The organism is Micromonospora sp. B11E3 (assembly GCF_039871625.1).
Classification (GTDB): domain Bacteria; phylum Actinomycetota; class Actinomycetes; order Mycobacteriales; family Micromonosporaceae; genus Micromonospora.
In genome coordinates, this window is the sequence record NZ_JBDPMC010000021.1 from 18,178 (window position 1) to 42,133 (window position 23,956).

Sequence of the window (23,956 nt, forward strand, 5' to 3'; positions counted from 1 at the left end):
GCTACTCGCCGACGGGCTGCTCGGTAGCCCGGGTCGGCGAGGCCACGTACTTGCCCACTCGGGTGACCAGCATCGCCATCTCGTACGCGATCAGGCCGACGTCGGCGTCCTCGGAGGCCAGCACGGCGAGGCAGGCGTTGCGCCCGGCCGCCGTGACGAACAGGAACGACGACTGCATCTCGATGATCGTCTGCTGCACCTGCCCGCCACCGAACCGCTTGCCCGCGCCCCGGGCCAGGCTCTGGATCCCGGCGGCCATCGCCGCGAGATGCTCGCCGTCGTCCCGGCTCAACCCCTGCGACGACGCCATCAGCAGGCCGTCGGTGGAGAGCGCGACCGCGTGCTCAGCCTGTTTCACACGGCCGACCAGATCATCCAGCAACCACGTCAGGTCGGCACTCGAAGCCGTCTTCTGCGCCACTCGTCGTCCTCTTCTTTCCGGCTGATGTCGCCGTTCTCGTCTGGGACCAGCGTCCCGCCATGGGCGCGCGTCCTGTCCGCGCCGCCGCTCACGTCGCCTGTTGCTCGCCCGCCCCCGGCCCGTCGGCGGGCTCCGCGCCCAGCAGCCGCGCCGCGTCGCTGCGCCCGCGCCGGGTGCCGGTCTGGTAGGAGCTCATCATCCGGCGGATCTGCTCCGGCGGCCGGAGCCCGTCCTCCTCCTCGTCCACCCCCTGCGCCGACGGATCGTCCCGCAACTCGGGCACGATGTTGGCCTGGCGGACCCGCACGGGCAACCCCGCGTCGGTCAGCCTGCCGGGCGCGGCCGCCGCCGTCGGGGCCGGTGCCGGCGCGTCCGTGCCGCCGTCGGCCGCCTCGGCCGCGGGCGTCCGGGACGTCGCCAGCGGAAGCCCACCGGGCACGGTCGGACCGTCCAGCGCGGGCTGCGCGGTGCGGCGGGTGCGTACCGGCAGCCCCGAGGCGTCCGACGGCGCCAGCCGCGGCGCCGCGCCGGGCCGGGCGCGGGTGGGCAGGGCCGGTTGTGCGTCGTCCCCGCCGGACCCCCGGTCCGCCGTGGTGACCGGGCCGCCGGGCAACGCCGCAGGCTGCGCCAGCGCGACAGGGACGGCCGGTCGGCCGGGCGGCTGGTCGGCGGCCGGGGCGGGCGGCGCCACCGCGACCGGGCCGCCCGGTGCCGTGCCGTCCGGGCCCTCCGGGGTCTCGGCCTGCTCGTCGGAGTCGACGACCAGGTCCAGCGGGATCAGCACGACCGCGGTGGTGCCGCCGTACGCGGACTCCTTCAGCTGCACCCGGACGCCGTGCCGCTCGGTCAGCCGGCTGACGACGTACAGGCCGAGCCGGGAGGCGTTGGCCAGGTTCAGCTCGGAGCGGTCCACGATCCGGTGGTTCGCCGCGGCCAGGTCCTCCTCGCTCATCCCGAGGCCCCGGTCCTCGATCTCGACGGCGAAGCCGTTGGCCACCAGTTGGCCGCGCACCTCGACGGTGGTGTGCGGCGGTGAGAACGACAGGCCGTTTTCGATCAACTCGGCCAGCAGGTGGATGACGTCGCCGACGGCCCGGCCGGCCAGCGAGACGGCGCCCAGCGGCAGCACGTTGACCCGGGTGTAGTCCTCCACCTCGGCGACCGCGCCCCGGACCACGTCGACCATCGGGACGCTGCGCCGCCAGGCCCGGCCGGGGGTGGAACCGGAGAGCACGATCAGGTTCTCGGCGTTGCGCCGCATCCGGGTGGCCAGGTGGTCGACCCGGAACAGGTCCTCCAGCTCCTCGGCGTCCTGCTCCCGCCGCTCCATGGCGTCGAGCAGGGTGAGCTGGCGGTGCACCAGGGCCTGGGTGCGGCGGGCCAGGCTGAGGAAGACCTCGCGGACGTTGCGCCGCAGCTCGGCCTGCTCGACGGCGGTACGCAGCGCGGTCTCCTGGACCACGTTGAACGCCTTGCCCACCTGGCCGACCTCGTCGTCGCCGAACTCCAGCGGCGGCGCCTCGGTCGCGACGTCGACCTCCTCGCCGTGGCCCAGCCGCTCGACGACGCTGGGCAGCCGGTCGTTGGCCAGCGTGAAGGCCGCCTCCCGCAAGCGCTCCAACTGCCGGACGATGGCCCGGGCCGTGGTGATCGACACGATGATCGACGCGATGACGGCGAGCAGGCCCAGGCCGGTGGCGAGCACCAGCCGGAGGACCACGGTGATGGCGACCGGGGTGGCTCGCCCCACCACGTCGTCGCCGCCGGCGGTCACCACGTCGTTCCACCGCGCGAGCGCCTGGGCGACCACTCCGTCCCACTCCGTCGCCTGGAACATCGGCCGGGTGTCGCCGCTGCGCCCCTGGAGGATCCCGTCCTCCAGGCTCCGCAGGCGCTCGAACGTCGGGCTGTCGAGCATCTCCGCGTACCGCTGGCGGTCCGCCGCGGGCAGCCGGCTCACCGCCAGGTCGGCTGCGAACCGCTGCGCGCCGATGAGCTGGGTCAGCTGGGCGCGCTCCGCCGCGGTCATCCGGCCCGCCGCGAGCACGCCGGTGAGCAGGGCGTCCTCCTGGCTGAGCAGCTCGCGGGCGCGGTTGAGGTCGATGAGCGCCTTGGTGTCCTCCGCGATCCCCTGGTCGTCGAGGACGCCCAGCTCCTGGTAGACGTCGAAGATGGACCGGTTCACCCCGCCGTACGCGGCGTGGGTGGACGCGCGGTCGGCGCTGCGGGCGTCCACCTGGGAGCGGATCTTCGCGAGCCCGGACAGGCGCGCGTAGACCGCGCGGAGCCGCTGGTCGAGGGTGTCGCTGGCGGCCATGCCGGCCCGCCAGCCGCTGGCCGACTCCCGGAAAGCCGCGGCCAGCTCGTCGGTGCGCCGCCGGTCGGCGGCCAGCGCCTCCCGGCGGGCCTCGTCCGGCCGGCCGAGGTACGCCAGGGACGTCCGCCGCTCACGCTGCAACTGGGGCAGGAGCTGCTCAGCAGGCTCGGAGACCTCGGTGTTGAGGGTCTGCACCCCGAGCAGGTTGAATCCGTCCCGGACTGTCACCCACGCCGCGAAGGCCCAGAGCGCGACGAGCGACGCGAGCAGGGCGACGACTTTGGTACGGAGGTTCGTACTGCGGGAACGCATCACACCGTCCTGGCCGGGTGTACGAAAGGGGTGCCGGACGCATGTGGTCGGTACACCATCGACCACGCGCGCACGCTAGCAGTGTCCGAATGTTCACTCAAGCGGCACTGATCAACGGACCGGTCCGACTTTCGGCGTCGTCGGCTGCCCGGACGGCGCGATCGCGGACGAGATGACGGGCGGCCGCCACGGCGGCGCCCACGATCACGGCGGGTCGGTACAGGTCCTTGTCGTGCCACAGCGCCGGTTCGCCGTCCCGACCCTCCATCACGGACAGGTACCGCCTGGCACGCGCGAGCGCCGGCCCGGTGCCCGGCGGCGCGGCGGGGCCGGCGGCGTGCAGGACCTGCACGGCGTACGCGGTCTCCTCGACCGTGCCGTCCCACCGCCCCCAGGAGCCGTCGGCGCGTTGCCCGGCCAGCACCCACGCCGCCGCCCGGGCCACCGTGCCCGCCACCTGCGGGCCCCGACCGTAGCCGGCCAGGGCGAGCACCGCACAACTGGTGGCGTAGTACGGCGAGGCGTGCCACCGGTCGGACCAGCCGCCGTCGGGCGACTGCCGGTCGGCGAGCCAGCGGCTGAGCCGCCGCGTCGCCGCCTCGAGCCGGCGGTCGGGCCGCCCGCCGTGGGCCAGGTGCCAGCCGAACGCGTCGAGCACGTGCGCGTTGGTGGTGACCGACTCCCCGTCCTCGCCCTGCCAGGTGCAGAAGTGCTCCCCCGTGTCGTACCGCCACAGGGTGGACGGGTCGACGGGGTGCCCCAGTCGGGCCAACGCGTACAGGGTCACCGAGGTGGTGTCGGCGTCGGCGGGCAGCCCGGGACCGGTGGCGGCACCGGTGGGCCCGACCGCCGCCACGAGGCCGGCCAGCAGCAGGGGCGACACCGGCGGCGCCAGCCCCGCCCGGCTCAGGATGCTCAGCGTCCAGGCACGTTCGAAGACGGTGATCGGGGTGGCGCACGGCACCGGCCCGCCCTGCCGCCGGGCCGCCTCCTCCAGATAGGACACCGCGGCGGCGACGCCGCTGCCGGCCCCCGGTTCGGGTACGCCGAGCCAGGCCGCCGTCGCCGCCGGGGAGGCACCGACGACGCCCGGGCCGGTCGGGGCGGCCCCGGGGACGCGCCGCGCCGCGGCGCCGCCGACCTCCAGCGCGTGCAGCAGCTTCTGCGGCAGCGGACGGCCGGCGGCGAACAGTGCGCGGACCCGGTCGAGCCGGGCGCCGTCCAGCCCCGTGGGCAGCGGCAACGGGCGCGCGTCGCGCCAGCCGGCCAGGCCGCCACCGGGGTCTGCCCGCAGGACGTCCAGGTGTCCGTTGACCGCCTCGACCAGCGCCGGAACGGTCAGGTCGGTGGCCGGAAGGTCCGGCAGCGCGGCCCAACCGGGCAGCCGCCCGTACAGGGCGCTCAGCCCCGCGTCCACGGCCCGGACCAGGCACGCCGGGCCGCGGGCACCGGGCAGCCAGGCGGTGTCGCCGCGGCGCAGGGCGGTGAGCAGCGCCTCGACGGCGCTCAGCGTCGGCACCACCGCGTACCCCTCCGGGCCGCCCCACGCGCCGTCCGGCCGCTGCGCGGCGAGCAGGTACTCCACGCGTTCCACGTGATGGGTCAGCCACGGGGCCAGGCTGACCAGGCGGCCGGTCTCGTAGACCGACGGCGAGGCCTGCCCGGCCGGCTCACGGGTCATCGCGGCGACCAGTTCCCGGGCGTCGCTTGTCGGGTCACGCCCCGAGCGGTCGCCGCCGGGCACGGGCACCTCGTCCCGCCCGGACCGGTCGCCGATGCTCGCGTCGGCCACCGTGGCGCGCTGTCCGACCAGGGTCATCGCTCGCCCCAGAAGTCGGTCGACCGGTAGAAGCCGCTGCTGAAGCCGACCTGCCGGGCCAGGTACGCCGCCTGGACCGGGCAGCTGGCCGTCAACGGGGCCAGCAGGTCGGTGCACCGCTCGACCAGTTCGGCGATCCGCCGGTCCACCTCGGCGCGGTCGGCGACCAGCAGCAGGGCGTTCAGGTCGCCCCATTCGAGGTCCCGCTCGTGGGTGCCCAGGTCGTTGACCAGCCGCAGCACCCGCTGCACCTCGTCGCTGGCGACCACCAGCTCGGCGAGGTGCCGGTGGGTCGCCGCGTCCCCCGTCCAGATCCAGTGCGCGACGTTGACGACCGTGCAGGCGAGGTTGTCGGCGTTGTCGAGATACTCGGCGAAGGCGGGCAGCGCCGCCCCGTTCCGCTCCCGGGCGATCTTCCAGTCCCACTCCCGGGCCATGGCCGTCACCGTCCGCCGCACCGCGGCCCGCCAGGCGCCGCCCAGCCCGGCGAAGGCCGGCACGGTGGCCAGTTCGTCGCGCAGCTCGGCGAGCAGGCGCCCGAGCGGGTCGTCCGCGTCCGGGCTGGCCCCCTCGGCGACCGCCAGCGTGCGGCTGACCACCCGGTCGACGTCCTCCCGGGACCTCGCGAGGTAGTCGACCTGCCAGTCCAGGGCGAACCCCCACAGCACCGCCCGGTTGGTCAGCCGCAGCTGCTCCGCGGTGCACCAGGGCGCGCCGAACGCGATGGCCAGGGCGATGTTGCTGAACAGTGCGCCGTCGAACGGTCGGCCGGCGAACAGGTCCGGGTAGCGGGCGGCCTGCCGCTGCAGGTCGCGCTGCCCCTTGGCGGCGAGGGCGCAGATCCGGCCCTGCTCGGCGGCGGCGGACAGCTGGTCGGGCAGCACCGGCGCGAGCCCGGTGGCGACGTTCATGCGGCCTCCCGGGACCCGGCCGGACGCAACTCCAGCAGCACCCGGCTGCCGGGGCGCAGCGCGGCGGCCAGGCGCACGTCGGGCACCGCCGGGCCGCGCACCGTCAGGCGGTAGCGGCTCAGCAGGTTCGCCACGATGAGTTGCGCCTCCTGATAGAACAGGTGCATTCCCAGGCACTGGTGCGGGCCGCCGCCGAAGGGGAAGAACGCGTACCGGTGCCGGCCGCGGACCCGCTCGGGGGCGAACCGCTCCGGGTCGAAGACCTCCGGGCGTTCCCAGTGCCGGGCCATCCGCTGCGTGATCAGCGGACTGACCAGCAGGGTCGCCCCGGCCTCGATCCGCACCCCGCCGAGGGACGTCGTCCGCGTCGCCTCCCGGGGCTCCAGCCAGCCCACCGGATAGAGCCGGACCAGCTCGTCGAGCACCATCCGGGTGTAGCGCAACCGGGGCAGGTGCTCGGGCCCGACACGGTCGCCGCCCACCACCTCGTCGATCTCCTGCTGCAACCGGGCGGCGATCTCGGGGGACTGCTTCAGGTGCGGCCAGAGCCAGGCCAGCACGTTGATGGTCGTCTCGGTGGTCACCGCGACCATCGCGACGGTGTCGTTGCGTACCCGCCGCTCGTCCAGCGGCCGGCCGTCGGCGGTGCGGCCACGCCAGAGGGTGGCGATGATGTCGTCGCCGTCCGCCGCCGTCTCCCGCGCCGCGCGGACGATCGGCACCAGGATCTCGTCGATGCTCCGCACCGCGTCGCGGAAGGTCCGGTCGCCGGGTGCTGGCATCCACATGGGGACGAACGGCATCAGCAACCGGGGAATCACCGAGGTGGCGATGGCGTCCTGGGCCCGCATGATGCGCAGCGCGTCGGCGACCGAGACGCGGTCGGCGAACAGCGCCCGCATGATGGCGGTGCAGACGATGCGGGCCTGCTCGGCGAGCATGTCCACCGGTCGCCCCGCCCGGGCCGGCTCGTCCAGCTCGGCCACCGCCTCGGCGATCGTCTCGGCCATCCCGGCCATCAGCGCCTCGATCCGCTTCGCGGTGAACAGCGGCTGCAGGATGCGCCGGCTGTCCGCCCAGACCGCCCCGGCGCCGAGGATGCCCTCGCCGAACAACCGACCGAGCGGCCGCCAGAACGCGCCGTCGCCGGTGCGGGCGAAGTCCTCCGCCCTGTCCCGGAGCACCTGCTGGACGTGCTCCGGCTCGCTCACCAGATACGGGCGGAACGATCCGAGGTGGAGCCGGACGACCTCGCCGCCGGCCTGCTCGCCGAACTCGACCAGGGCCCGGGCCGGGTCACGCGCCAGGCCGCGCGCGACCCGGCGCAGCGGGACGGTCCTGGCCCGCCGGGTGCCGGTCGAGATGGTATGCGCGGTGCCCACCTGTGCTGAACTCTCCTGATCGACGGTGCGTCGCGAGACGACTGTGCAAGGTCACAGATCCGTCCGAGCATGCCACCGAGCAGGCCACCTTCTCCAGGGGTGCGGCGAGAAATTTTCGCGAGCGAAATTGCACGCTTCCACAAAGGGCGTCCCGCGCGGCTGTCATAAGCGCAAATGCCGCGCATATCGGCAGTGGCCGGCGACGGGCCGGTAGCCCAACCAGTCGTTGACGCCCAGCATCGCCTCGTTGCCGGCGTCGTTGATCGTCACCGCGTGCCGGAACCCGGCGGCTTGCGCCCGGGTCAGCCCGGCGTGCTTGACGAGCCGGGCGAGGCCCCGTCGGCGGTATGCGCTCCGGGTGCCGGTCATCCCCGACTGGTAGAGGTACCGCCCGTCGGTCAGCGCGACGCTGAACGCGACCACCGCATCGTCCACGACGGCCACGGTGGTCAGCTCCCGGTCCAGGTCCGGGCGGTGCCAGTAGGCGGCCAGCCAGTCGGCGTACCCGATGTCATCCATCACCACGTCGGCGGGCTCGTCGCGGGCGGCGTCCAGGTCGGCCTCGTACAGCGGGCGCGGGTCGGGCAGGTCCGCCGCACCGCACACCGTCACCCCGGGCACCGGCGGCGGGGCCGGCGGCAACGGCGTCGCCGCCAGGTCACGCAGCAGCAGCCGGGAGTGCCGGCCGGGCCGGTAGCCGCGCCGCTCGGCGAAGGCCCGGTCCGCCGGCAGGTCGGCGACCGTCGCGTACGCCGTCGTGACGCCGATTCCGACGAGCCGCTCCTCGGCGGCGGCGAGCAGGGCCGACCCGACGCCCCGGCCCCGCCGCTCGGGCCGGACCGCGAGGTTGACGAAGCCGAGCCCCGGCTCGGCGCTCTCGTACAGCAGGCCGGTCCGCGCCACGCCGACCGGCGGGCCGTCGGCCTCGACCACCAGCGCGGCGAACCGCTCGGCCGCCTTGGCGCCGCCGGCCTGCCAGCGGATCAGCTCCGGGGTGGCCACCAGGTGCGGCAGCGCCGCCCGGAGCAGGTCGGCGACGCCCTCGGCGTCGCCGTCGACGAAGGGCCGGACGATGAGGGTCATGGGGCGGCAACCTACCGCGCCGCGCCGCGCCGGACGAGGGCTTTTGCCCACCGGGGACGCGGGAGAAGCCGGCGGTGCCGCACGCGCTGTGCCAGGCTCGGGGGCATGGAAGACACGGACATCCTGAAGCGCATCTCCGAGTTGGTCGACGAGGAGCACCAGCTCCGCTCGGCCGCACAGGCCAGCGAGTCCGGCACCGAGGGCGACCGGGACCGGCTGCGCGAGCTGGAGGAGTCCCTCGACCAGTGCTGGGACCTGCTGCGCCGCCGGCGGGCCGCGCGGCAGACCCACGGCGACCCCGACGCCCAGGGCGTACGCCCGCGGCCGGAGGTCGAGCGATACCTCCAATAGGGGCGGACACCGGGGGCGGGCGGACGTCGCGGCTACCGTCCGCCCGCGCTGGTGCCCCGGCCGGGGCACCAGCGCGGGCGGTCGCTCAGCGGATGCCGGCCTCGCGCAGCAGCAGCTCAGTCAGCGGCACCGGGTCGGCCTCGTGCGGCGGCAGGCCGCGCGCCGCGAACCACGTGCCGACCACCCGGACGTCCCGGGCCAGGAATTCCGGTCCCTGCGGGTTGGCCACCACGTCGACCACCTGGGGAAGGTCGATCATGACCAGGCGCCCGGAGTGCACGAGCAGGTTGTACGGCGACAGGTCGCCGTGGGCGTAGCCGGCCCGGGCCAGTACGACCAGGGCGTCGACCAGTTGCTCCCACAGCGACCGCAGCTCGGCCGGCTCGGGACGGCACTGCGCCAGCCGGGGGGCGGCGCTGCCGGAGTCGGGGTCGCCGACGAACTCCAGCATCAGCTCGGTGCCGAGCAGCTGCACCGGGTACGGCACGGCGATCGTGCCGTACGTCGCGCCGATCTCCCAGAGCCGGGCCAGCGCGGCGAACTCGGCCGCGGCCCACTGCCCGGCGATCATCTGACGGCCGAACGCGGTGCGCCCGGCCATGGCCCGGTTCTCCCGGGACCGGCGCACCCGGCGCCCCTCCAGGTAACCGGCGTCCCGGTGGAACAGCCGGTGCTGGGCGTCCCGGTACCGCTTGGCCGCCAGCAGGCAGGACCGGTCGGTCCCCGGCACCGCCCGGCGGACGAGGTGGACGTCCGCCTCCTTGCCGGTCTTGAGCACGCCGAGTTCGGTGTCCCGGGCGGCCAGCTCGGTGACCAGCCAGGCCGGGTGCGGCTCCGGGCCGTGCACCGCCTGGTCCCAGGTCGACCAGTCGTCGCCGGGGGCGTCGTCGTCCGGGCCCGGGTCGGTCAGGGCCGGCGCGCCGGGCCGGTCACGCTTCAGGAACTGCGGCTCGTCGTCGTCGAAGCGGCTCTTGCCGCGGGTCCGGCGCTGCCGCGCCGGGAAGTCGTCGTCACGCACTGTGCTGGTGATCCCTTGATCGAGGCTGGTGGAGGCAGGTGGAAGCGCCCTGCAAAGACGGCCATGACCGACCTCCTCACCGCTCGACCGGGAACGCCCGGCTGCGCCCTCGCGCGGCACCATGCTCGACCGCGTCCGCCCGGCCCCGCAACCGATTTACCGCCCGGGCCGGCCGCGACGCGGGCCGACGCGGGCCGACGCGGGCCGACGCGGGCCGACGCGGGCCGACGCGGGCCGACGCGGGCCGACGCGGGCCGACGCGGGCCGACGCGGGCCGACGCGGGCCGACGCGGGCCGACGCGGGCCGACGCCCACGCGACGCCCACCCGACGGGCACCCGCCGAGCACCCGTTGGGCACCCGTTGGGCACCCGCCGGGCGCGCCGGTGAGCGCGCGGCAGGCCGGCCGACGGCGACCGCAGTCCCGCGGTCGCGAGCCGCGGTCCCCGGGATCAGGCGCGCAGCGACACGCGGGCCGACCCGGGCCCCGCGGGGCGGTCGGCCAGCATCGAGTGCGCCGCACGGGTCGCCGCCAGCTCGGCCGGGTCGAGGACGGCCACCAGCACGTCCTCGCCGGTGTCGGCGCCCCGCGCCAGCGGCCGGCCCTGCGGGTCGTACACCGCCGCGCCGCCGTTGAACCGCCACGGCGACGCGCCGTCGACGGCGTTGGCGAAGACGACGAACATGGTGTTGTCCAGGGCCCGGGCGGCGTAGTAGAGGTCCCGGCGGTGCTCGGAGCCGGCGAGGTAGCCGCTCGGGCAGAGGTAACCGTGCGCGCCGTCCACGGCGGCGGCCCGCCCGTGCTCCGGGAAGCAGCCGTCGTAGCAGATGCCGAGCCCGAGACGCCAGTCGTCGACCAGCAGGGTCGCCCCCCGCCGGCCCGGCTGGAACAGCTCCCGCTCGTCGCCCCAGAGCTGCTGCTTGTCGTACGCGGCGTGGGCCACGCCGGACCGGTCGACGACGAGGGCGGAGATCGTGCGTCGCCCGTCCGGCTGCCGCACCGCCGCCCCGACCACCACGACGACCGCGGCGTCCCGGACGACGGCCCGCAGCGGGTCGAGCCGGCCGTCGTCCACCGTGGCGTCCTCGGCGGCGGCGAGGTCGGTGCCGGCCGGGTCGGCCGCGAGCGTGGGCGGATGGTACGCCGGGAGGAACAGCTCGGGCAGCACGATCACGCGTGCTCCGCCGTCCACGCCCCGACGCACCAGCCGGGCGGCGGACGCGGCGTTGCCGGCGACGTCGCCGGGGGTGGGCTCGGCCTGCACGGCCGCCACGGTCAGCGGCGCGGCGGGCGGCGACACGGGGGCGTCGGGGGGCGTCACGGGGCGATCGTAGCCGGAGGACAGGTCGGACGATCATCCCGCGCGGGGACACCGGCGGCAGCTCCCAAGCCGTACGTACGGTTTGCGCAGCGTCCGGGTAACTGACACGATCGACGCGTGCCCAGAGTAAGTCAGGACCAGCTCGACGCGCGCCGGCAGGAGATCCTCGCCGCCGCGCGGGCGTGTTTCGCCCGGCACGGCTACGAGGGCGCCACCGTGCGCCGGCTGGAGGAGGCCACCGGGCTCTCCCGGGGCGCGATCTTCCACCACTTCCGCGACAAGGACTCGCTCTTCCTGGCCGTCGCCGAGGACGACGCGGCCACCATGGTGGAGACGGTCGCCCGCAACGGTCTGGTCCAGGTGATGCGGGACCTGCTGGCCCGGGCCGTCTCGCCGGACACCACCGGCTGGCTGGGCAGCCAACTGGAGGTGTCCCGGCGGCTGCGCACCGACCCCGCGTTCGCCCGCCGCTGGGCCGAGCGCTCGGCCGCCGTCGCCGAGGCCACCCGGGAGCGACTGGCCCGCCAGCGGGAGGCCGGGGTGCTCCGCGAGGACGTACCGATCGACGTGCTGGCCCAGTTCCTCGAACTCGCCTACGACGGCCTCGTACTGCACCTGGCGATGGGCCAGCCGGCCGGCGACCTCGGCCCGGTGCTGGACCTGGTCGAGGAGGCGGTGCGCCGGCGCTGACGGTCGCGGCCTGGTGCATCGGTCCGGTAACTCGCCACCCGGCCGGGGTCGGCGGTGGCGGGCCTGCTCCACAATGGGGCCGCGACCCCCTCGCGCGACAGGAGCAGCCATGACCGTTCTCGCCGCACCGGGAGACACCTGGGGCATCCCGAGCCGGACCTTCCTCGGGATCTACCTGCTGGCGGCCCTCGTGGTCGTCATCGTCTCGATCGCCCGCCGCAACGCGATCCTCGCCGGCAAACGGGTGACCCAGCACTCCCAGCTCGGCCCGCAGCAGGTGGCCTTCCTCAACGGCGGCGGCCAGCTCGCGGTCTGGACCGCGCTCAGCGGACTGCGCAGCGCCGGCGCCATCGGCGTACGCCCCGACCGGCGGCTCACCACCGGCGGTCCCCTGCCGGCCGGGGTGACCCCGCTGGACCAGGCGATCCACCACGCCGCTTCCCGGAACCTGTTCGCCCGGGAGCTGGCCCGGGACGAGTGGGTCGCCCGGGCCCTCGGCGACCTGCGCGAGGGCCTGCAGCGGCAGGGCCTCGCGCTCAGCCCGGAGCAGCGCGCCGCCGCCCGCCGCGGGCCGTTCCTGCTGTTCGCGCTCGTCATGGTCGGCGTGTTCCGGCTGTTCGCCGGCCTGTCCAACGGCCGGCCGGTCGGCTTCCTGGTGCTCGGCATCATCGGGGTGATCGTCGCGGCCGCGCTGCTCGCGCGGGTGCCGTGGCGGACCCGGGCGGCGAACGCAGCCCTGCGGGACCTGCGCCGGAGCAACACCCACCTCGCCCCAGCCTCCAGCCCGGCGTACGCGACCTACGGGGCGGCCGGCGCGGCGATGGGCGTGGCGCTGTTCGGCACCGCCTCCCTCTGGGTGCTGGACCCGGGGTTCGCCGAGCAGGCCGAGATCCAGCGGCAGGCCCTCTCCGGCACCGGCACCTCGTCCGGCGGCAGCTCGTGCGGCGGAGGCGGCAGCTCGTGCAGCGGAGGCAGCAGCTGCGGGGGCGGCGGTGGCTGCGGGGGCGGCGGCGGGTGCGGCGGATGACGACGCCCCGCTCCGCCGCCGTCCGGACCGGATGCGTGCCCGCCGGGGTCGGCATCGGCTGGCGACCGGAGATCGCCGGCTTCGTCGCCGACCTGCCCGGGCTGCGGTTCGTCGAGGTGGTGGCCGAGACACTCGCCCCGCACGCGCCCCTGCCGGACGCGCTCGCCGAGCTGACCGCGCGCGGCGTCACCGTCGTACCGCACGGGGTGAAGCTCTCCCTCGGCGGCGCGGAGCCGGTCGACCCGGCCCGGGTCGCCCACCTGGCGCGGGTCGCCGAGCTGGTCGGGGCGCCGCTGGTCAGCGAGCACATCGCCTTCGTCCGGGCCGGCGGCGTGGAGGCCGGCCACCTGCTGCCCCTGCCGCGCACCCGGGAGGCGGTCGCCGCGGTGGTCGCCAACGTCCGCCGGGCGCAGGCGGAGCTGCCGGTGCCGCTGGCGCTGGAACCGATCGCCGCGCTGTTCGACTGGCCGGACGACGAGCTGACCGAGGCGGACTTCATCACCGAGATCCTGGACGCGACCGGCGCGACGCTGCTGCTGGACGTCGCCAACGTGCACGCCAACGCCCGCAACCGGGGCGGCGACCCGCTGGCCCTGCTGGACCGGCTGCCGTTGGACCGGCTGGCGTACGCGCACGTGGCGGGCGGCGTGGAGCAGGGCGGTTTCTACCACGACACGCACACCGACCCCGTCCCACCGGCCGTGCTCGACCTGGTCGCCGAGCTCTGCGCCCGGCACCCCTCGCCCGCGCTGCTGCTGGAGCGCGACGGGCACTGGCCGCCCGCGCCGGAGCTGCGGGCCGAACTGGACGCGATCGCCGCCGCCTCCGGATACCCGGTGGTCACGTGAGCGCGAGGAGTGAGCCGGGCCTGCGAGCCCCGCAGTCGCGAACAAAGGCGGCACCGTGAGCGCGAGGAGTGAGCCGGGCCTGCGAGCCCCGCAGTCGCGAACAAAGGCGGCACCGTGAGCGCGAGGAGTGAGCCGGGCCTGCGAGCCCCGCAGTCGCGAACAACGGCGGCACCGTGAGCGCGAGGAGTGAGCCGGGCTTGCGAGCCCCGCAGTCGCGAACAAAGGCGGCACCGTGAACGTCGCCCGGCGCGGCGACCTGGCCGCGCGGCAGGCGGCGCTGGTCGCGGCGCTGGTCGCGGGTGGTCCGCTGCCGCCCGGGTTCGCCCCGGGCCCCGTCGACGCCGCCCGGCGCGCCCTGCTGCGCAAGCGGGCCGGCGACGTGGCCCGGCACTGGCCGCTGCTCGCCGCCGGCCTCGGCGCGGACTGGCCGGCGACGTTCGCCCGCTGGGCGGCGGGCCGGCCCACCAACGGCTCGCTGCGCGACGGCTGGGACCTGGCCCGTGACCTGCGCGAGCGTGGCGAGCTGCCGCCGCTGGGCGCCGAGGAGCTGGCGGTCCGCGAGGCGACCGCCCGCTACGGCGGCTCCGCGGCTCCGCGGCCGCGCCGGCTGCCGGCCCTGAGCCGCGTCGGCGGCGCCGTCGCGGTGCAGCTCGCCGGCCGGGTACGCCTGCTGCGCCCGGCCCGCCGGTAGCCGCCCCGCCCGGCGTACGGCAGGATCCTCGGCATGGATCTGGGACTCACCGACCGGGTGTACGTGCTGACCGGCGCCTCACGCGGGCTGGGTTTCGCCACGGCCGAGTGCCTGGTGGCCGACGGGGCGCGGGTGGTGCTCTCGGCCCGGACGCCCGAGCGGGTGGCGGAGGCCGTGGGCCGGCTCGGCGGGCCGGAGCACGCGATCGGGCTGGCCGCCGACCTGAGCGACCCGGCCACGCCGGAGCGGCTCGTCGCCGCGGCCCGGGAACGGTTCGGCCGGCTCGACGGCGCGCTGGTCTCCGTCGGCGGGCCGCCCGGGGGCACCGCCGCCGGGGCCACCGACGCGCAGTGGCGCGAGTCCTTCGAGACCGTCTTCCTCGGCACCGTCCGCACCGCCCGGACGGTGGCCGCCGCCCTGCCCGACGGCGGTGCGATCGCGCTGGTCCTGTCCACCTCGGCGCGCAGCCCGATCGCCGGGCTGGGCATCTCCAACGGGCTGCGGCCCGGCCTGGCCGGGGTGGCCAAGGACATGGCCGACGAGTACGGCCCCCGGGGCGTACGGGTGGTCGGGCTGCTGCCGGGGCGGATCATGACCGACCGCAACCGGCAGCTGTTCGAGGCCGCCGGCGACCCCGAGCGGGCCCGCGCCGAGGCGGAGGCGGGCATCCCGCTGCGCCGGATCGGCGAGCCCGCGGAGTTCGGCCGGGTCGCCGCGTTCGTCCTCTCCCCCGCCGCCGGCTACCTGACCGGGATCACCCTGCCGGTCGACGGCGGCGCGCTGCGCGGACTCTGATGCCCCGGGCCGCGGGCCGGGATCCCCGGCCGACCCGCGCCGACGGCGGAGACCCCCGCCCGACGCGGGAGGAGCTGGCCGCCGCGGCGGGCCGGACCATCCCGGACGTCATCGCGCCGGGGCTGACCGTGCTGTTCGTCGGCATCAACCCGGGCCTGTGGTCGGCGGCGACCGGCCGGCACTTCGCCCGGCCCGGCAACCGGTTCTGGCCGGCGCTGCACCGGGGCGGGTTCACCCCCCGGCTGCTGCGGCCGAGCGAGCAGGACGAGCTGCCCGGGTACGGGCTGGGAATCACGAACATGGTGGCGCGGGCGAGCGCCCGCGCCGACGAGCTGACCGCCGCCGAGCTGGTCGAGGGCGCGCGGCTCCTCGGCGACAAGGCGCGGCGGTACCGGCCGGCGTGGGTGGCGGTGGTGGGGGTGACCGCGTACCGGGTCGGCTTCGCCCGGCCGAAGGCCGGCTTCGGGCCGCAGCCGGAGCCGCTCGGGGGCGCCCGGCTCTGGGTGCTGCCCAACCCGAGCGGGTTGAACGCGCACTACACCCCGGAGACCCTGGGCGCGGCCTTCGCGGAGCTGCACGCCGCGACCGCGTGAGAAGGGCCCGGCGTCGCCAGCTGCCTCGCGACGCGGCCCAGGGGCCCGACGGATCAGTTGGCGGCGGCCGGGGGCATCGCCTCCTCGGCCACGTACGTGGCCATCGGCATGGTGATCACCGGCTCGGGACCGGTCGCGTCGGCGTACGGGGGGGGCGAGTCGGCGACGGCGAACTGCGTCCGGTACAGCTCGGCGTAGAGGCCGCCGACGGCGACCAGCTCGTCGTGCCGGCCCCGCTCCACGATCCGTCCCTCGTCGAGGACCAGGATCTGGTCGGCGTCCCGGACCGTGGACAGCCGGTGGGCGATCACCAGCGCCGTACGCCCGGCCAACGCCACCGACAGCGCCCGCTGCACGGCCGCCTCGCTCTCCGAGTCCAGGTGCGCGGTCGCCTCGTCGAGGATCACGATCGACGGCGCCTTGAGCAGCAGCCGCGCGATGGCGATCCGCTGCTTCTCACCGCCGGAGAAGCGGTAGCCCCGCTCCCCGACGGTCGTGTCCAGCCCGTCGGGCAGCGACCGGACCAGGTCGGCGACCTGCGCCCCGGCGAGCGCCGCCCAGATCTCCTCGTCGGTGGCGTCCGGATTGGCGTAGCGAAGGTTCTCCCGGATGGTCTCGTGGAACAGGTGGGAGTCCTGGGTGACCACGCCGATCTCGTCGCGCAGCGAGGCGAGCGTCGCGTCCCGGACGTCGACGCCGCCGACCAGCACCTGCCCGTCGGTCACGTCGTAGACCCGGGGCAGCAGCATGGACAGCGTGGACTTGCCGGCGCCGGACGGGCCGACCAGGGCGACCATCTGCCCCGGCTCGACGCTGAACGAGACGCCCCGCAGCACCGGCTCGTTGATCGTACGGTCGAGGGTGGCGACCTCCTCCAGCGAGGCCAGCGACACCTCGGCGGCGCTCGGGTAGCGGAACCGCACGTCGCGGAACTCGACCCGGCCGCTGCCCCGGGGCACGGGCACCGCGTCCGGCTTCTCCTCGATGCCGGGGCGCAGGTCGAGCACCTCGAAGACCCGGTCGAAGGAGACCAGCGCGCTCATCACGTCGACCCGGACGTTGGACAGCGCGGTCAGCGGGCCGTAGAGGCGGGTGAGCAGCAGCGCCAGGGTCACCACGGTGCCGGCGCTGACGCTGCCGGTCACCGCGAGCCAGCCGCCGAGGCCGTACGTCAGCGCCTGGGCCAGCGAGGCGACCAGCAGCATCGCCACGAAGAACGTCCGCGAGTACATCGCCGACTGGATGCCGATGTCGCGCACCCGCTCGGCCCGGCCGGCGAACCGGCGCGCCTCGACGTGAGGCGAGCCGAACAGCTTCACCAGCAGCGCGCCGGCCACCCCGAACCGCTCGGTCATGGTCGCGTTCATCTTGGCGTCGAGGTTGTACGCCTCGCGGGTGATGTCCGCCAGCCGGCGGCCCACCCGGCGCGCGGGGATGATGAAGATCGGCAGCATCACCAGCGACAGGGCGGTGATCTGCCAGGACAGGGTGAACATCACCCCGGCGGTGAGCACGAGCTGGATGACGTTGCTGACCACCCCGGACAGGGTGGAGGTGAACGCCCGCTGGGCTCCGAGCACGTCGTTGTTGAGCCGGCTGACCAGCGCGCCCGTCTGGGTGCGGGTGAAGAACTGCAGCGGCATCCGCTGGACGTGGTCGTACACCCGGGTCCGCAGGTCGAGGATGATGCCCTCGCCGATGCGCGCCGAGTACCACCGCTGCGCCAGCGAGAAGAGCGCGTCGGCGACCGCGAGGACGGCGATGACCAGGGCCAGCCGGACGACCGTCGACCCGGCCTCCGGGCCGCCCCGGCTGATCGCGTTGATCACGTCACCGGCGAGGACCGGGGTGGCCACCCCGATCACGGCGGCGATCACGACGGTGACCAGGAAGACCACGATGTCCCGCCGGTACGGCTGGGCGAACGCGACGATGCGCCGGGCCGTGCCCCGCTTGAGCCGGTGTGCGGAGATCTCGTCCTTGTTGCGCATCGCGCGGAGCATGCTCCAGCCGGCCATGCCGCCGCCGGACATCGGGTTGGACACGCGTCACCTCCGGGTCGTGGAGCACAGCCGTCGGGTCAATTCTGCCGACGACTACGACAACCTCGGTCGTAACCCGGTTCTTCCCGGACGGTCCTTACTATTCTCCCCGGCCGGCGAGATCGCGCAGCCGGCGGGTCTGCGCCTCCCGCTCGGCCCGCTGCTGCTCGGCGTGGGTACGGCCGGCCGCCCCCGCCAGCAGCGCCTTGATCTCCACCACCGCGTCGCGGTCGTTGGCGAGCAGGCCGGCCGTGAGGTCGCGCACCGCGGCGTCCAGCTCGGCGTTCGGCACGACCAGCGTGGCCAGCCCGAGCCGGTCCGCCTCGGCGGCGTCCATCCGCCGGCCGGTGGCGCAGATCTCCAGGGCGCGAGCGTAGCCGACAAGCTCGACCAGCCGCTTCGTGCCCGCCAGGTCGGGAACCAGACCGAGCGTCACCTCGGCCATGGACAGCTTGGCGTCGGCGGCCAGCACGCGCAGGTCGCAGGCCAGCGCGAGCTGGAAGCCGGCGCCGATGGCGTGGCCCTGCACGGCCGCCACCGAGATCACGTCGGGCCGGTGCAGCCAGGTGAAGCCGGCCTGGAACTCGGCGATCCGGTCGGCGCACTCCTGCTCGGGCAGGGTCGCCAGCTCGGCGAACGAGCCCGGCCCCGAGGCGCCGGCCACCGACAGGTCGAGACCGGCCGAGAACGCCCGGCCCACACCGCGCACCACGACGACGCGTACGTCGCCGGGCAACTGCCGGGAGAAGTCGCTCAGCGCACGCCACATCGTCGGGGTCTGCGCGTTGAGCACGTCGGGCCGGCACAACGTGACCGTCGCCACCGGCCCGTCGCAGTCGAGTCGCACCCCGACCGTCTCGGCGGTCACCGGACGGACCGGAGGGCGACGCTGATGGACGACCTCGGAGGGCGGGTCACGCCTTCTTGCGGCGCCGGGCACCGCCGCGCTGGCGCAGCTGCACGCCGGACTCGGTGAGGACCCGGTGGATGAACCCGTAGGAACGCCCGGTGGAGGCCGCGAGCGCGCGGATGCTCTCCCCCGAGGTGTACCGCTTTACCAGGTCCTTGGCGAGCGTCTGACGCTCGGCCCCGACGATCCGGCGACCCTTCTCAGTGCTGGTGGCTGTGCCAGTGGCTGCCATGCTGATTCCTCACGTCCCAGACTGTGCGGTTCGGATACGGTCCCACCTATTAGACCGCCTCGAACGATCATGCGCCAGATATCAACTATTCGCCAACCGACACGCTATGCAATGTCACCTACCCGATAGGGTGATGACGCCGGCCGGTCGGGCATGGCGGGCCGGCGGCCGGAGGGGCCGTGCCTGATGGCGGCCGGTGACATGCGGACTGCGGCCCGTGGCGCGGGTGCGTACGCTGCCTCGGGTGACCGACCTGCTCGCCGCCGCGGCCGGCGCGGCGCTGGTGTTCGCCGCCACCAACCTCGACGACATCGTCGTGCTGACCGTGCTGTTCGTGGCCGCCCGGGGCACCGGCCGGCCCCGCCCCCGGCACATCGTCGCCGGCCAGTACCTGGGCATCGGCGCGCTGGTCGCCGCCGCCGTGGTGGTCGCCGCCGGGCTGCTCGTGGTGCCCGATCCGTGGACCGGCCTGCTCGGCCTGCTGCCGATCGGGCTCGGCGTCCGCGCCCTGCTGGCCCGCGAGGACGACGACTCGCCGCGCTGGTCGCCGTGTGGTGCGCCGCCGCCGCGCTGCTCGGCGGCCACCCCCGGGTGGTCCGGCTGGTCGGCCGCGCCGGCCACTGGCTGGTCCCGGCGGTCTTCGTCGCGATCGGTGTCGTGATCCTGGTCGGTTCCGGCGTGCTCGGCCGCCTGGCCGAGCTGCTCGGCTGAGCCGCCGGGCCGGCCCGGCCACCGGCGGGCCGCCGGTCAGGCCAGCTCGACCAGTTCCAGCAGGTCGTCGCTCCAGGCGTCCTCGTCGCCGTCGGGCAGCAGGATCGCCCGGTCGGGCTTGAGCGCCGTCACCGCGCCCGGGTCGTGGGTGACCAGCACGATCGCGCCCGGGTAGCGGGCGATCGCGTCGAGCACCTGCTCCCGGCTGACCGGGTCGAGGTTGTTCGTCGGCTCGTCGAGCAGCAGCACGTTGGCGCCGGAGCAGACCAGGGTGGCCAGGGCCAACCGGGTCTTCTCCCCGCCGGAGAGCACCCCGGCCGGCTTGTCCACGTCCTCGCCGGAGAACAGGAACGCCCCGAGGATCTTGCGCAGGTCGGTGTCGGTCTGCTCGGACGCCGCGCTGCGCATGTGCTCCAGGATGGTCCGGTCCACGTCCAGGGTCTCGTGCTCCTGGGCGTAGTAGCCCAGCCGCAGCCCGTGCCCGGGCCGCACCTCGCCGGTGTCCGGCTCCAGCAGGCCGCCGAGGATCCGCAGCAGGGTGGTCTTGCCGGCGCCGTTGAGGCCGAGGATCGCCACCCGGGAGCCCCGGTCCACCGCCACGTCGACGTCGGTGAAGATCTCCAGCGAGCCGTACGACTTGGACAGGCCGGTCGCGGTGAGCGGGGTCTTGCCGCACGGCGCCGGCGTCGGGAACCGGACCTTGGCCACCTTGTCGGCGACCCGGACCTCGTCCAGCCCGGCGATCAGCTTCTCGGCGCGGCGGGCCATGTTCTGCGCGGCGACCGTCTTCGTCGCCTTGGCGCGCATCTTGTCGGCCTGGGCCATCAGCGCGCCGGCCTTCTTCTCGGCGTTGGCCCGCTCCCGGCGGCGGCGCCGCTCGTCGGTCTCCCGCTGCTCCAGGTACGCCTTCCAGCCCAGGTTGTACACGTCGACGACCGAGCGGGTGGCGTCGAGGAACCAGACCTTGTTGACCACCGCCTCCAGCAGCGAGGCGTCGTGGCTGATCACGATCAGGCCGCCCTTGTGGTTGGCGAGGAACCCGCGCAGCCAGGTGATCGAGTCGGCGTCGAGGTGGTTGGTCGGCTCGTCGAGCAGCAGGATGCCGCCGCCGTTCTCGCCCGCGTCGCGGAACAGGATGCGGGCCAGCTCGATGCGGCGGCGCTGGCCGCCGGAGAGGGTGCCGATGGTCTGCGCGAGGGCGCGGTCGGGCAGGCCCAGGTTGGCGCAGATCCGAGCCGCCTCGGCCTCGGCGGCGTACCCGCCGAGCGCGGCGAACTGGTCCTCGAGGGCGCCGTACCGGCGGACCATGCGCTCGTCGCCGCCGTCGGCGAGCTTGGCCTCCAGTTCCTTCATCTGGGCCATCAGCACGTCCAGCCCGCGGGCGGAGAGCACCCGGTCCCGGCCGGTGACCTCCAGGTCGCCGGTGCGCGGATCCTGCGGCAGGTAGCCGATCGCGCTGCGCCGGTCGATCTGCCCGGCGTACGGCTGGCCCTCGCCCGCCAGCACCTTCAACGTCGTGGTCTTGCCGGCGCCGTTGCGGCCGACCAGGCCGATGCGGTCACCCGGCTGCACCCGCAGGGTGGTGTCGGACAGCAGGATCCGGGCGCCGGCGCGCAGCTCCAGGCCGGTGGCAGTGATCATGTCGCGGACTCGCTCTCGGGGTCTGGAAGGGCTGACTCAGGGCACGCGAAAGCGCCGGCGGGTGGGATTTCCCGTCGGCGCGGGGCGGTTCAGCCTTCGCAGAGCAGCACGGGGCAAGTGTACCGGGCCGCCGCGCGCCCGCCGCGCGGATTACCGCACAAGATCATCGGGTACGGAAGCAGACGTCCGGACCCGGTCCGGCACCGCAACCACCATGACGTGACGAATCGGTGATCGGGGTCAAGATGGAGCTGAACGAGAACGCGCAGATCGACACCAGCCAGGTGGACGATCGGCGGGGGTCCGGCGGAGGCGGCGGCCTGGGCGGTATCCCCATCCCGATCGGCGGCGGGCGCGGCGGCATCGTGGGCATCATCGTCGCCGTGCTGGTCGCCCTGGTCGGCGGCGGCTTCGGGCTGAACGCGGCCTTCGACGGCGGCGGGTCCGGGCAGGGCGACAACACCTCGCTGGAGCAGAAGTGCTCCGCCGACGACGCCCTCCAGCAGCTCGACTGCCGCAACACCCTGTACGTCAACTCGATCCAGGCGTACTGGCGCAGCGCCCTGCCGGAGACGTTCGGCGAGCAGTACCAGCCGTCGAAGACGGTCTTCTTCAGCCAGGGCGTCAGCACCGGCTGCGGGCAGGCCGACTCCGGCGTCGGCCCGTTCTACTGCCCCGCCGACGACCTGGTCTACATCGACCTGACCTTCTACCGGCTGCTCGCCGACCAGCTCGGCGCGGAAGGCGAGTTCGCCCAGCCGTACGTGCTGGCCCACGAGTACGGCCACCACGTGCAGGACCTGCTCGGCACCGAGGCACAGATGCGCCGCCAGCAGCAACGCGACCCGGACAACGCCAACGCGCTGTCGGTGAAGCTGGAGCTGCAGGCCGACTGCTACGCGGGCGCCTGGGCGAAGAACGCGACGGGCACGGCCGACGAGAAGGGCCAGAAGATCTTCACCAGCATCACGGAGCAGGACATCCAGCAGGCGGTCGACACCGCCGAGAAGATCGGCGACGACGCCATCCAGCGGCGCTCGGGCCGCCCGGTGAACCCGGACGAGTTCACCCACGGCACGTCCGAGGACCGCAAGCGGTGGTTCAGCAAGGGGTACGACACCGGCGACCCGAAGTCCTGCGACACCTTCGGCGGCAGCCTCTAGATCCGACTGGGGCGGCGCCCCGGGGCGAGCCCGGCAGTCACCGACCGTGACCCCCGCCCCGATCCGCCCGGCTCCCCTTGGCCCCTTTGCTCTGCACCCACGGACGCAACAGCGCTGCGATCAGGTAGGACGCGGACAGCGGCGGGTCCGCGCCGGACATCGCGGCGGTCACCCAGAGCCACTGTCGCGTCCATAGGTGCAGAGCAAAGGGGCGCGGACGGGTATCCGGGGTCGGGCGGACCGGTGACCTGCGGTGGCGATGGGCGCCCCGGCGAGGCGGCCACGCCGCCACGCTGGCGGCGACGAGGCGCGGCTGGCGACCCGGACGAAAGGCGCGGTCAGCAGGCCGCATCCCGTTCGGGGTCACGGACCAGGACGTGCACCGCGCGGGCCGCGGCGACCGCGCCGACCAGCACCGCGTGCCGGGGCTCAGGGACGTCGAGCAGCCGCTCGTGCCGCCGCGCGGCGAGCGGGGCCAGCCGCCGCTCGGCCAGCACCGTGTCGACCGCCCGCCGGTCACCACCGCACACCAGGGCGTCCAGCGTGGCCGCCGCCGGCAACAACAGCCGGGCCGCCAGCTCCACGGCGTCCCCGAGAGCCGCCTTGGCCTGGTTGTCCCGGCGCCGGGCGAAGCGCTGCTGAGACCAGCCACCGGCAGCCGTGCGCCCCTGCACGTACCGGGTGTCCACCTTGGACACCTCCAGCTCGTCGCCGACGGCGATGCCGACCGCCACCGCCCCCTTGCGGGCCAGCAGCAGGCCGAGCCGACGCGGTGCGTCCACCGCGGCCACGAAACCGGCGAGGTCGGCGGCGGCGGGCACCCCCGGCGGGGTGTGCAGCTCGGCGGTCGCCCCGTCCGGGGCGGCGAGCAGCAGCCCGTACGCGTGCGGGGTGGTCGTCGGCGGGCCGTGCCGGTCGGCGAAGTTCCCGACCCAGCGGGCGACGCGGGTCGGGTCGACCTCGATCCACCGGCCACCCCCGGAAGCGGGTCGGCTGGTCACCGCCCGACCGTACGGCACCACCCGGCCGCACCCAAACCAACCCACGCAGCGGGTCGGCTGGTCACCGCCCGACCGTACCCGAACCGCGATTGGTCAGCCGTCCAGCAGGCGCGAACGCGAGGCGGGAACGCGTCGAGCGCGGCGCCCACTGGGGCGTCGCGCTCGACGGAGATCCGGCGCGGGGCCGGGTCAGACGTTGAAGCCGAGGGCGCGCAGCTGGTCCCGGCCCTCGTCGGTGATCTTGTCCGGGCCCCACGGCGGCAGCCAGACCCAGTTGATCCGGAAGTCGTTGACCAGTCCCCCGCCGGGGCCGGTGGTCAGCGCCTGCCGGGTCTGGTCCTCGATGACGTCGGTCAGCGGGCAGGCCGCCGAGGTCAGCGTCATGTCCAGGGTGGCGACGTTGTCGTCGTCGACGTGGACGCCGTACACGAGGCCGAGGTCGACCACGTTGATGCCCAGCTCGGGGTCGACGACGTCCTTCATCGCCTCCTCGATGTCGCCCAACGCCGCCTTGCCACCGCCGGCCGGGGCGGCGGCCCCGTCGGCGGCCAGCGTCTCCGTACCCTCGGTGGCCGGCGTGGCCGTGCCGTCGGTCGCCACGGCGCCCGCCTCCGGCGTGGTGGTGCTGTCCTCGCTCATGCCGTCCCCTCGCTTCGCTCGGCGCCGGCATGAGCGGT

The 23,956-nt window shown here is 75.0% G+C and carries 23 protein-coding genes; 9 read left to right on the forward strand and 14 right to left on the reverse strand.

Annotated elements, in window-relative coordinates:
- Position 1 precedes the first annotated feature (1 nt).
- From ABGB16_RS13660 to ABGB16_RS13685, 6 genes are all read right to left on the reverse strand, one after another.
- Entirely contained in the window at positions 2–421 is a 420-nt protein-coding gene (locus ABGB16_RS13660) for a roadblock/LC7 domain-containing protein (protein ID WP_347668394.1), read from the reverse strand.
- An 88-nt stretch (positions 422–509) separates the two neighbouring features.
- Positions 510–3,050 carry a nitrate- and nitrite sensing domain-containing protein gene (locus ABGB16_RS13665; protein WP_347668395.1) on the reverse strand — a complete coding sequence of 847 codons (2,541 nt, stop codon included), beginning with the start codon at positions 3,048–3,050 and terminating at the stop codon, positions 510–512.
- Positions 3,051–3,147: 97 nt separating this feature from the next.
- Positions 3,148–4,869 (reverse strand): prenyltransferase/squalene oxidase repeat-containing protein, encoded by a 1,722-nt coding sequence (locus ABGB16_RS13670; RefSeq protein ID WP_347668396.1) that lies wholly within the window; start codon positions 4,867–4,869, stop codon positions 3,148–3,150.
- Positions 4,866–5,780, reverse strand: a complete 915-nt coding sequence (locus tag ABGB16_RS13675) for a terpene synthase family protein (protein ID WP_347668397.1) — start codon at positions 5,778–5,780, stop codon at positions 4,866–4,868. The genes ABGB16_RS13670 and ABGB16_RS13675 overlap by 4 nt, the downstream gene beginning before the upstream one ends.
- The gene (locus ABGB16_RS13680) at positions 5,777–7,108 is read right to left on the reverse strand and encodes a cytochrome P450 (RefSeq protein ID WP_347668458.1); all 1,332 of its coding nucleotides are present in this window, start codon (positions 7,106–7,108) and stop codon (positions 5,777–5,779) included. Before ABGB16_RS13680 ends, ABGB16_RS13675 begins: the two co-directional genes overlap by 4 nt.
- A 216-nt stretch (positions 7,109–7,324) precedes the next feature.
- Positions 7,325–8,245 carry a GNAT family N-acetyltransferase gene (locus tag ABGB16_RS13685; protein ID WP_347668398.1) on the reverse strand — a complete coding sequence of 307 codons (921 nt, stop codon included), beginning with the start codon at positions 8,243–8,245 and terminating at the stop codon, positions 7,325–7,327.
- A 105-nt stretch (positions 8,246–8,350) separates the two neighbouring features.
- Between ABGB16_RS13685 and ABGB16_RS13690 the strand changes: the two genes are divergently transcribed.
- A complete protein-coding gene (locus ABGB16_RS13690) occupies positions 8,351–8,596 on the forward strand; it encodes a DUF2630 family protein (RefSeq protein ID WP_347668399.1) in 246 nt (81 codons plus the stop codon).
- An 85-nt stretch (positions 8,597–8,681) separates the two neighbouring features.
- On the opposite strand, the gene ABGB16_RS13695 is transcribed toward ABGB16_RS13690, so the two are convergent.
- A complete protein-coding gene (locus ABGB16_RS13695; RefSeq protein WP_347668400.1) occupies positions 8,682–9,614 on the reverse strand; it encodes an RIO1 family regulatory kinase/ATPase in 933 nt (310 codons plus the stop codon).
- Positions 9,615–10,065: 451 nt separating this feature from the next.
- Positions 10,066–10,935, reverse strand: coding sequence for a carbon-nitrogen hydrolase family protein (locus ABGB16_RS13700; protein ID WP_347668401.1), 870 nt, complete (start codon positions 10,933–10,935; stop codon positions 10,066–10,068).
- Between the two features lie 117 nt (positions 10,936–11,052).
- Here ABGB16_RS13700 and ABGB16_RS13705 point away from each other — a divergent pair, with 117 nt between their 5' ends.
- The 6 genes from ABGB16_RS13705 (at position 11,053) to mug (ending at position 15,579) form a co-directional block, all read left to right on the forward strand.
- The gene (locus ABGB16_RS13705; RefSeq protein ID WP_347668402.1) at positions 11,053–11,625 is read left to right on the forward strand and encodes a helix-turn-helix domain-containing protein; all 573 of its coding nucleotides are present in this window, start codon (positions 11,053–11,055) and stop codon (positions 11,623–11,625) included.
- Between the two features lie 109 nt (positions 11,626–11,734).
- Positions 11,735–12,652, forward strand: a complete 918-nt coding sequence (locus tag ABGB16_RS13710; RefSeq protein WP_347668403.1) for a TIGR04222 domain-containing membrane protein — start codon at positions 11,735–11,737, stop codon at positions 12,650–12,652.
- On the forward strand, positions 12,649–13,500 hold the full coding sequence (locus tag ABGB16_RS13715) for a DUF692 domain-containing protein (RefSeq protein ID WP_347668404.1): 852 nt from the start codon (positions 12,649–12,651) through the stop codon (positions 13,498–13,500). The genes ABGB16_RS13710 and ABGB16_RS13715 overlap by 4 nt, the downstream gene beginning before the upstream one ends.
- Positions 13,501–13,732: 232 nt before the next feature.
- On the forward strand, positions 13,733–14,191 hold the full coding sequence (locus tag ABGB16_RS13720; RefSeq protein WP_347668405.1) for a hypothetical protein: 459 nt from the start codon (positions 13,733–13,735) through the stop codon (positions 14,189–14,191).
- Positions 14,192–14,224: 33 nt separating this feature from the next.
- A complete protein-coding gene (locus tag ABGB16_RS13725; RefSeq protein WP_347668406.1) occupies positions 14,225–14,986 on the forward strand; it encodes an SDR family oxidoreductase in 762 nt (253 codons plus the stop codon).
- Complete coding sequence (gene mug, locus ABGB16_RS13730; RefSeq protein ID WP_347668407.1) at positions 14,986–15,579, forward strand: G/U mismatch-specific DNA glycosylase; 594 nt, start codon at positions 14,986–14,988, stop codon at positions 15,577–15,579. The genes ABGB16_RS13725 and mug overlap by 1 nt, the downstream gene beginning before the upstream one ends.
- A gap of 53 nt (positions 15,580–15,632) precedes the next feature.
- Here mug and ABGB16_RS13735 read toward each other — a convergent pair whose 3' ends face one another.
- From ABGB16_RS13735 to ABGB16_RS13745, 3 genes are all read right to left on the reverse strand, one after another.
- Entirely contained in the window at positions 15,633–17,612 is a 1,980-nt protein-coding gene (locus ABGB16_RS13735) for an ABC transporter ATP-binding protein (protein WP_347668459.1), read from the reverse strand.
- Positions 17,613–17,721: 109 nt separating this feature from the next.
- Entirely contained in the window at positions 17,722–18,489 is a 768-nt protein-coding gene (locus tag ABGB16_RS13740) for an enoyl-CoA hydratase/isomerase family protein (RefSeq protein ID WP_347668408.1), read from the reverse strand.
- 46 nt (positions 18,490–18,535) lie between these two features.
- A complete protein-coding gene (locus ABGB16_RS13745) occupies positions 18,536–18,763 on the reverse strand; it encodes a helix-turn-helix domain-containing protein (protein WP_007462679.1) in 228 nt (75 codons plus the stop codon).
- Positions 18,764–19,007: 244 nt separating this feature from the next.
- On the opposite strand from ABGB16_RS13745, the gene ABGB16_RS13750 reads away from it, so the two are divergent.
- Complete coding sequence (locus tag ABGB16_RS13750; protein ID WP_347668409.1) at positions 19,008–19,424, forward strand: cadmium resistance transporter; 417 nt, start codon at positions 19,008–19,010, stop codon at positions 19,422–19,424.
- 86 nt (positions 19,425–19,510) lie between these two features.
- Here the strand turns inward: ABGB16_RS13750 and ABGB16_RS13755 are convergent, their stop codons facing one another.
- Complete coding sequence (locus ABGB16_RS13755) at positions 19,511–21,115, reverse strand: ABC-F family ATP-binding cassette domain-containing protein (protein ID WP_347668410.1); 1,605 nt, start codon at positions 21,113–21,115, stop codon at positions 19,511–19,513.
- Between the two features lie 245 nt (positions 21,116–21,360).
- Between ABGB16_RS13755 and ABGB16_RS13760 the strand changes: the two genes are divergently transcribed.
- Positions 21,361–22,278: a neutral zinc metallopeptidase gene (locus ABGB16_RS13760; RefSeq protein WP_347668460.1), complete on the forward strand. Its 918-nt coding sequence runs from the start codon at positions 21,361–21,363 to the stop codon at positions 22,276–22,278.
- A gap of 338 nt (positions 22,279–22,616) precedes the next feature.
- On the opposite strand, the gene ABGB16_RS13765 is transcribed toward ABGB16_RS13760, so the two are convergent.
- Positions 22,617–23,279: an acVLRF1 family peptidyl-tRNA hydrolase gene (locus ABGB16_RS13765; RefSeq protein ID WP_347668411.1), complete on the reverse strand. Its 663-nt coding sequence runs from the start codon at positions 23,277–23,279 to the stop codon at positions 22,617–22,619.
- Between the two features lie 189 nt (positions 23,280–23,468).
- Positions 23,469–23,918: a metal-sulfur cluster assembly factor gene (locus tag ABGB16_RS13770; protein WP_347668412.1), complete on the reverse strand. Its 450-nt coding sequence runs from the start codon at positions 23,916–23,918 to the stop codon at positions 23,469–23,471.
- Positions 23,919–23,956 lie beyond the last annotated feature (38 nt).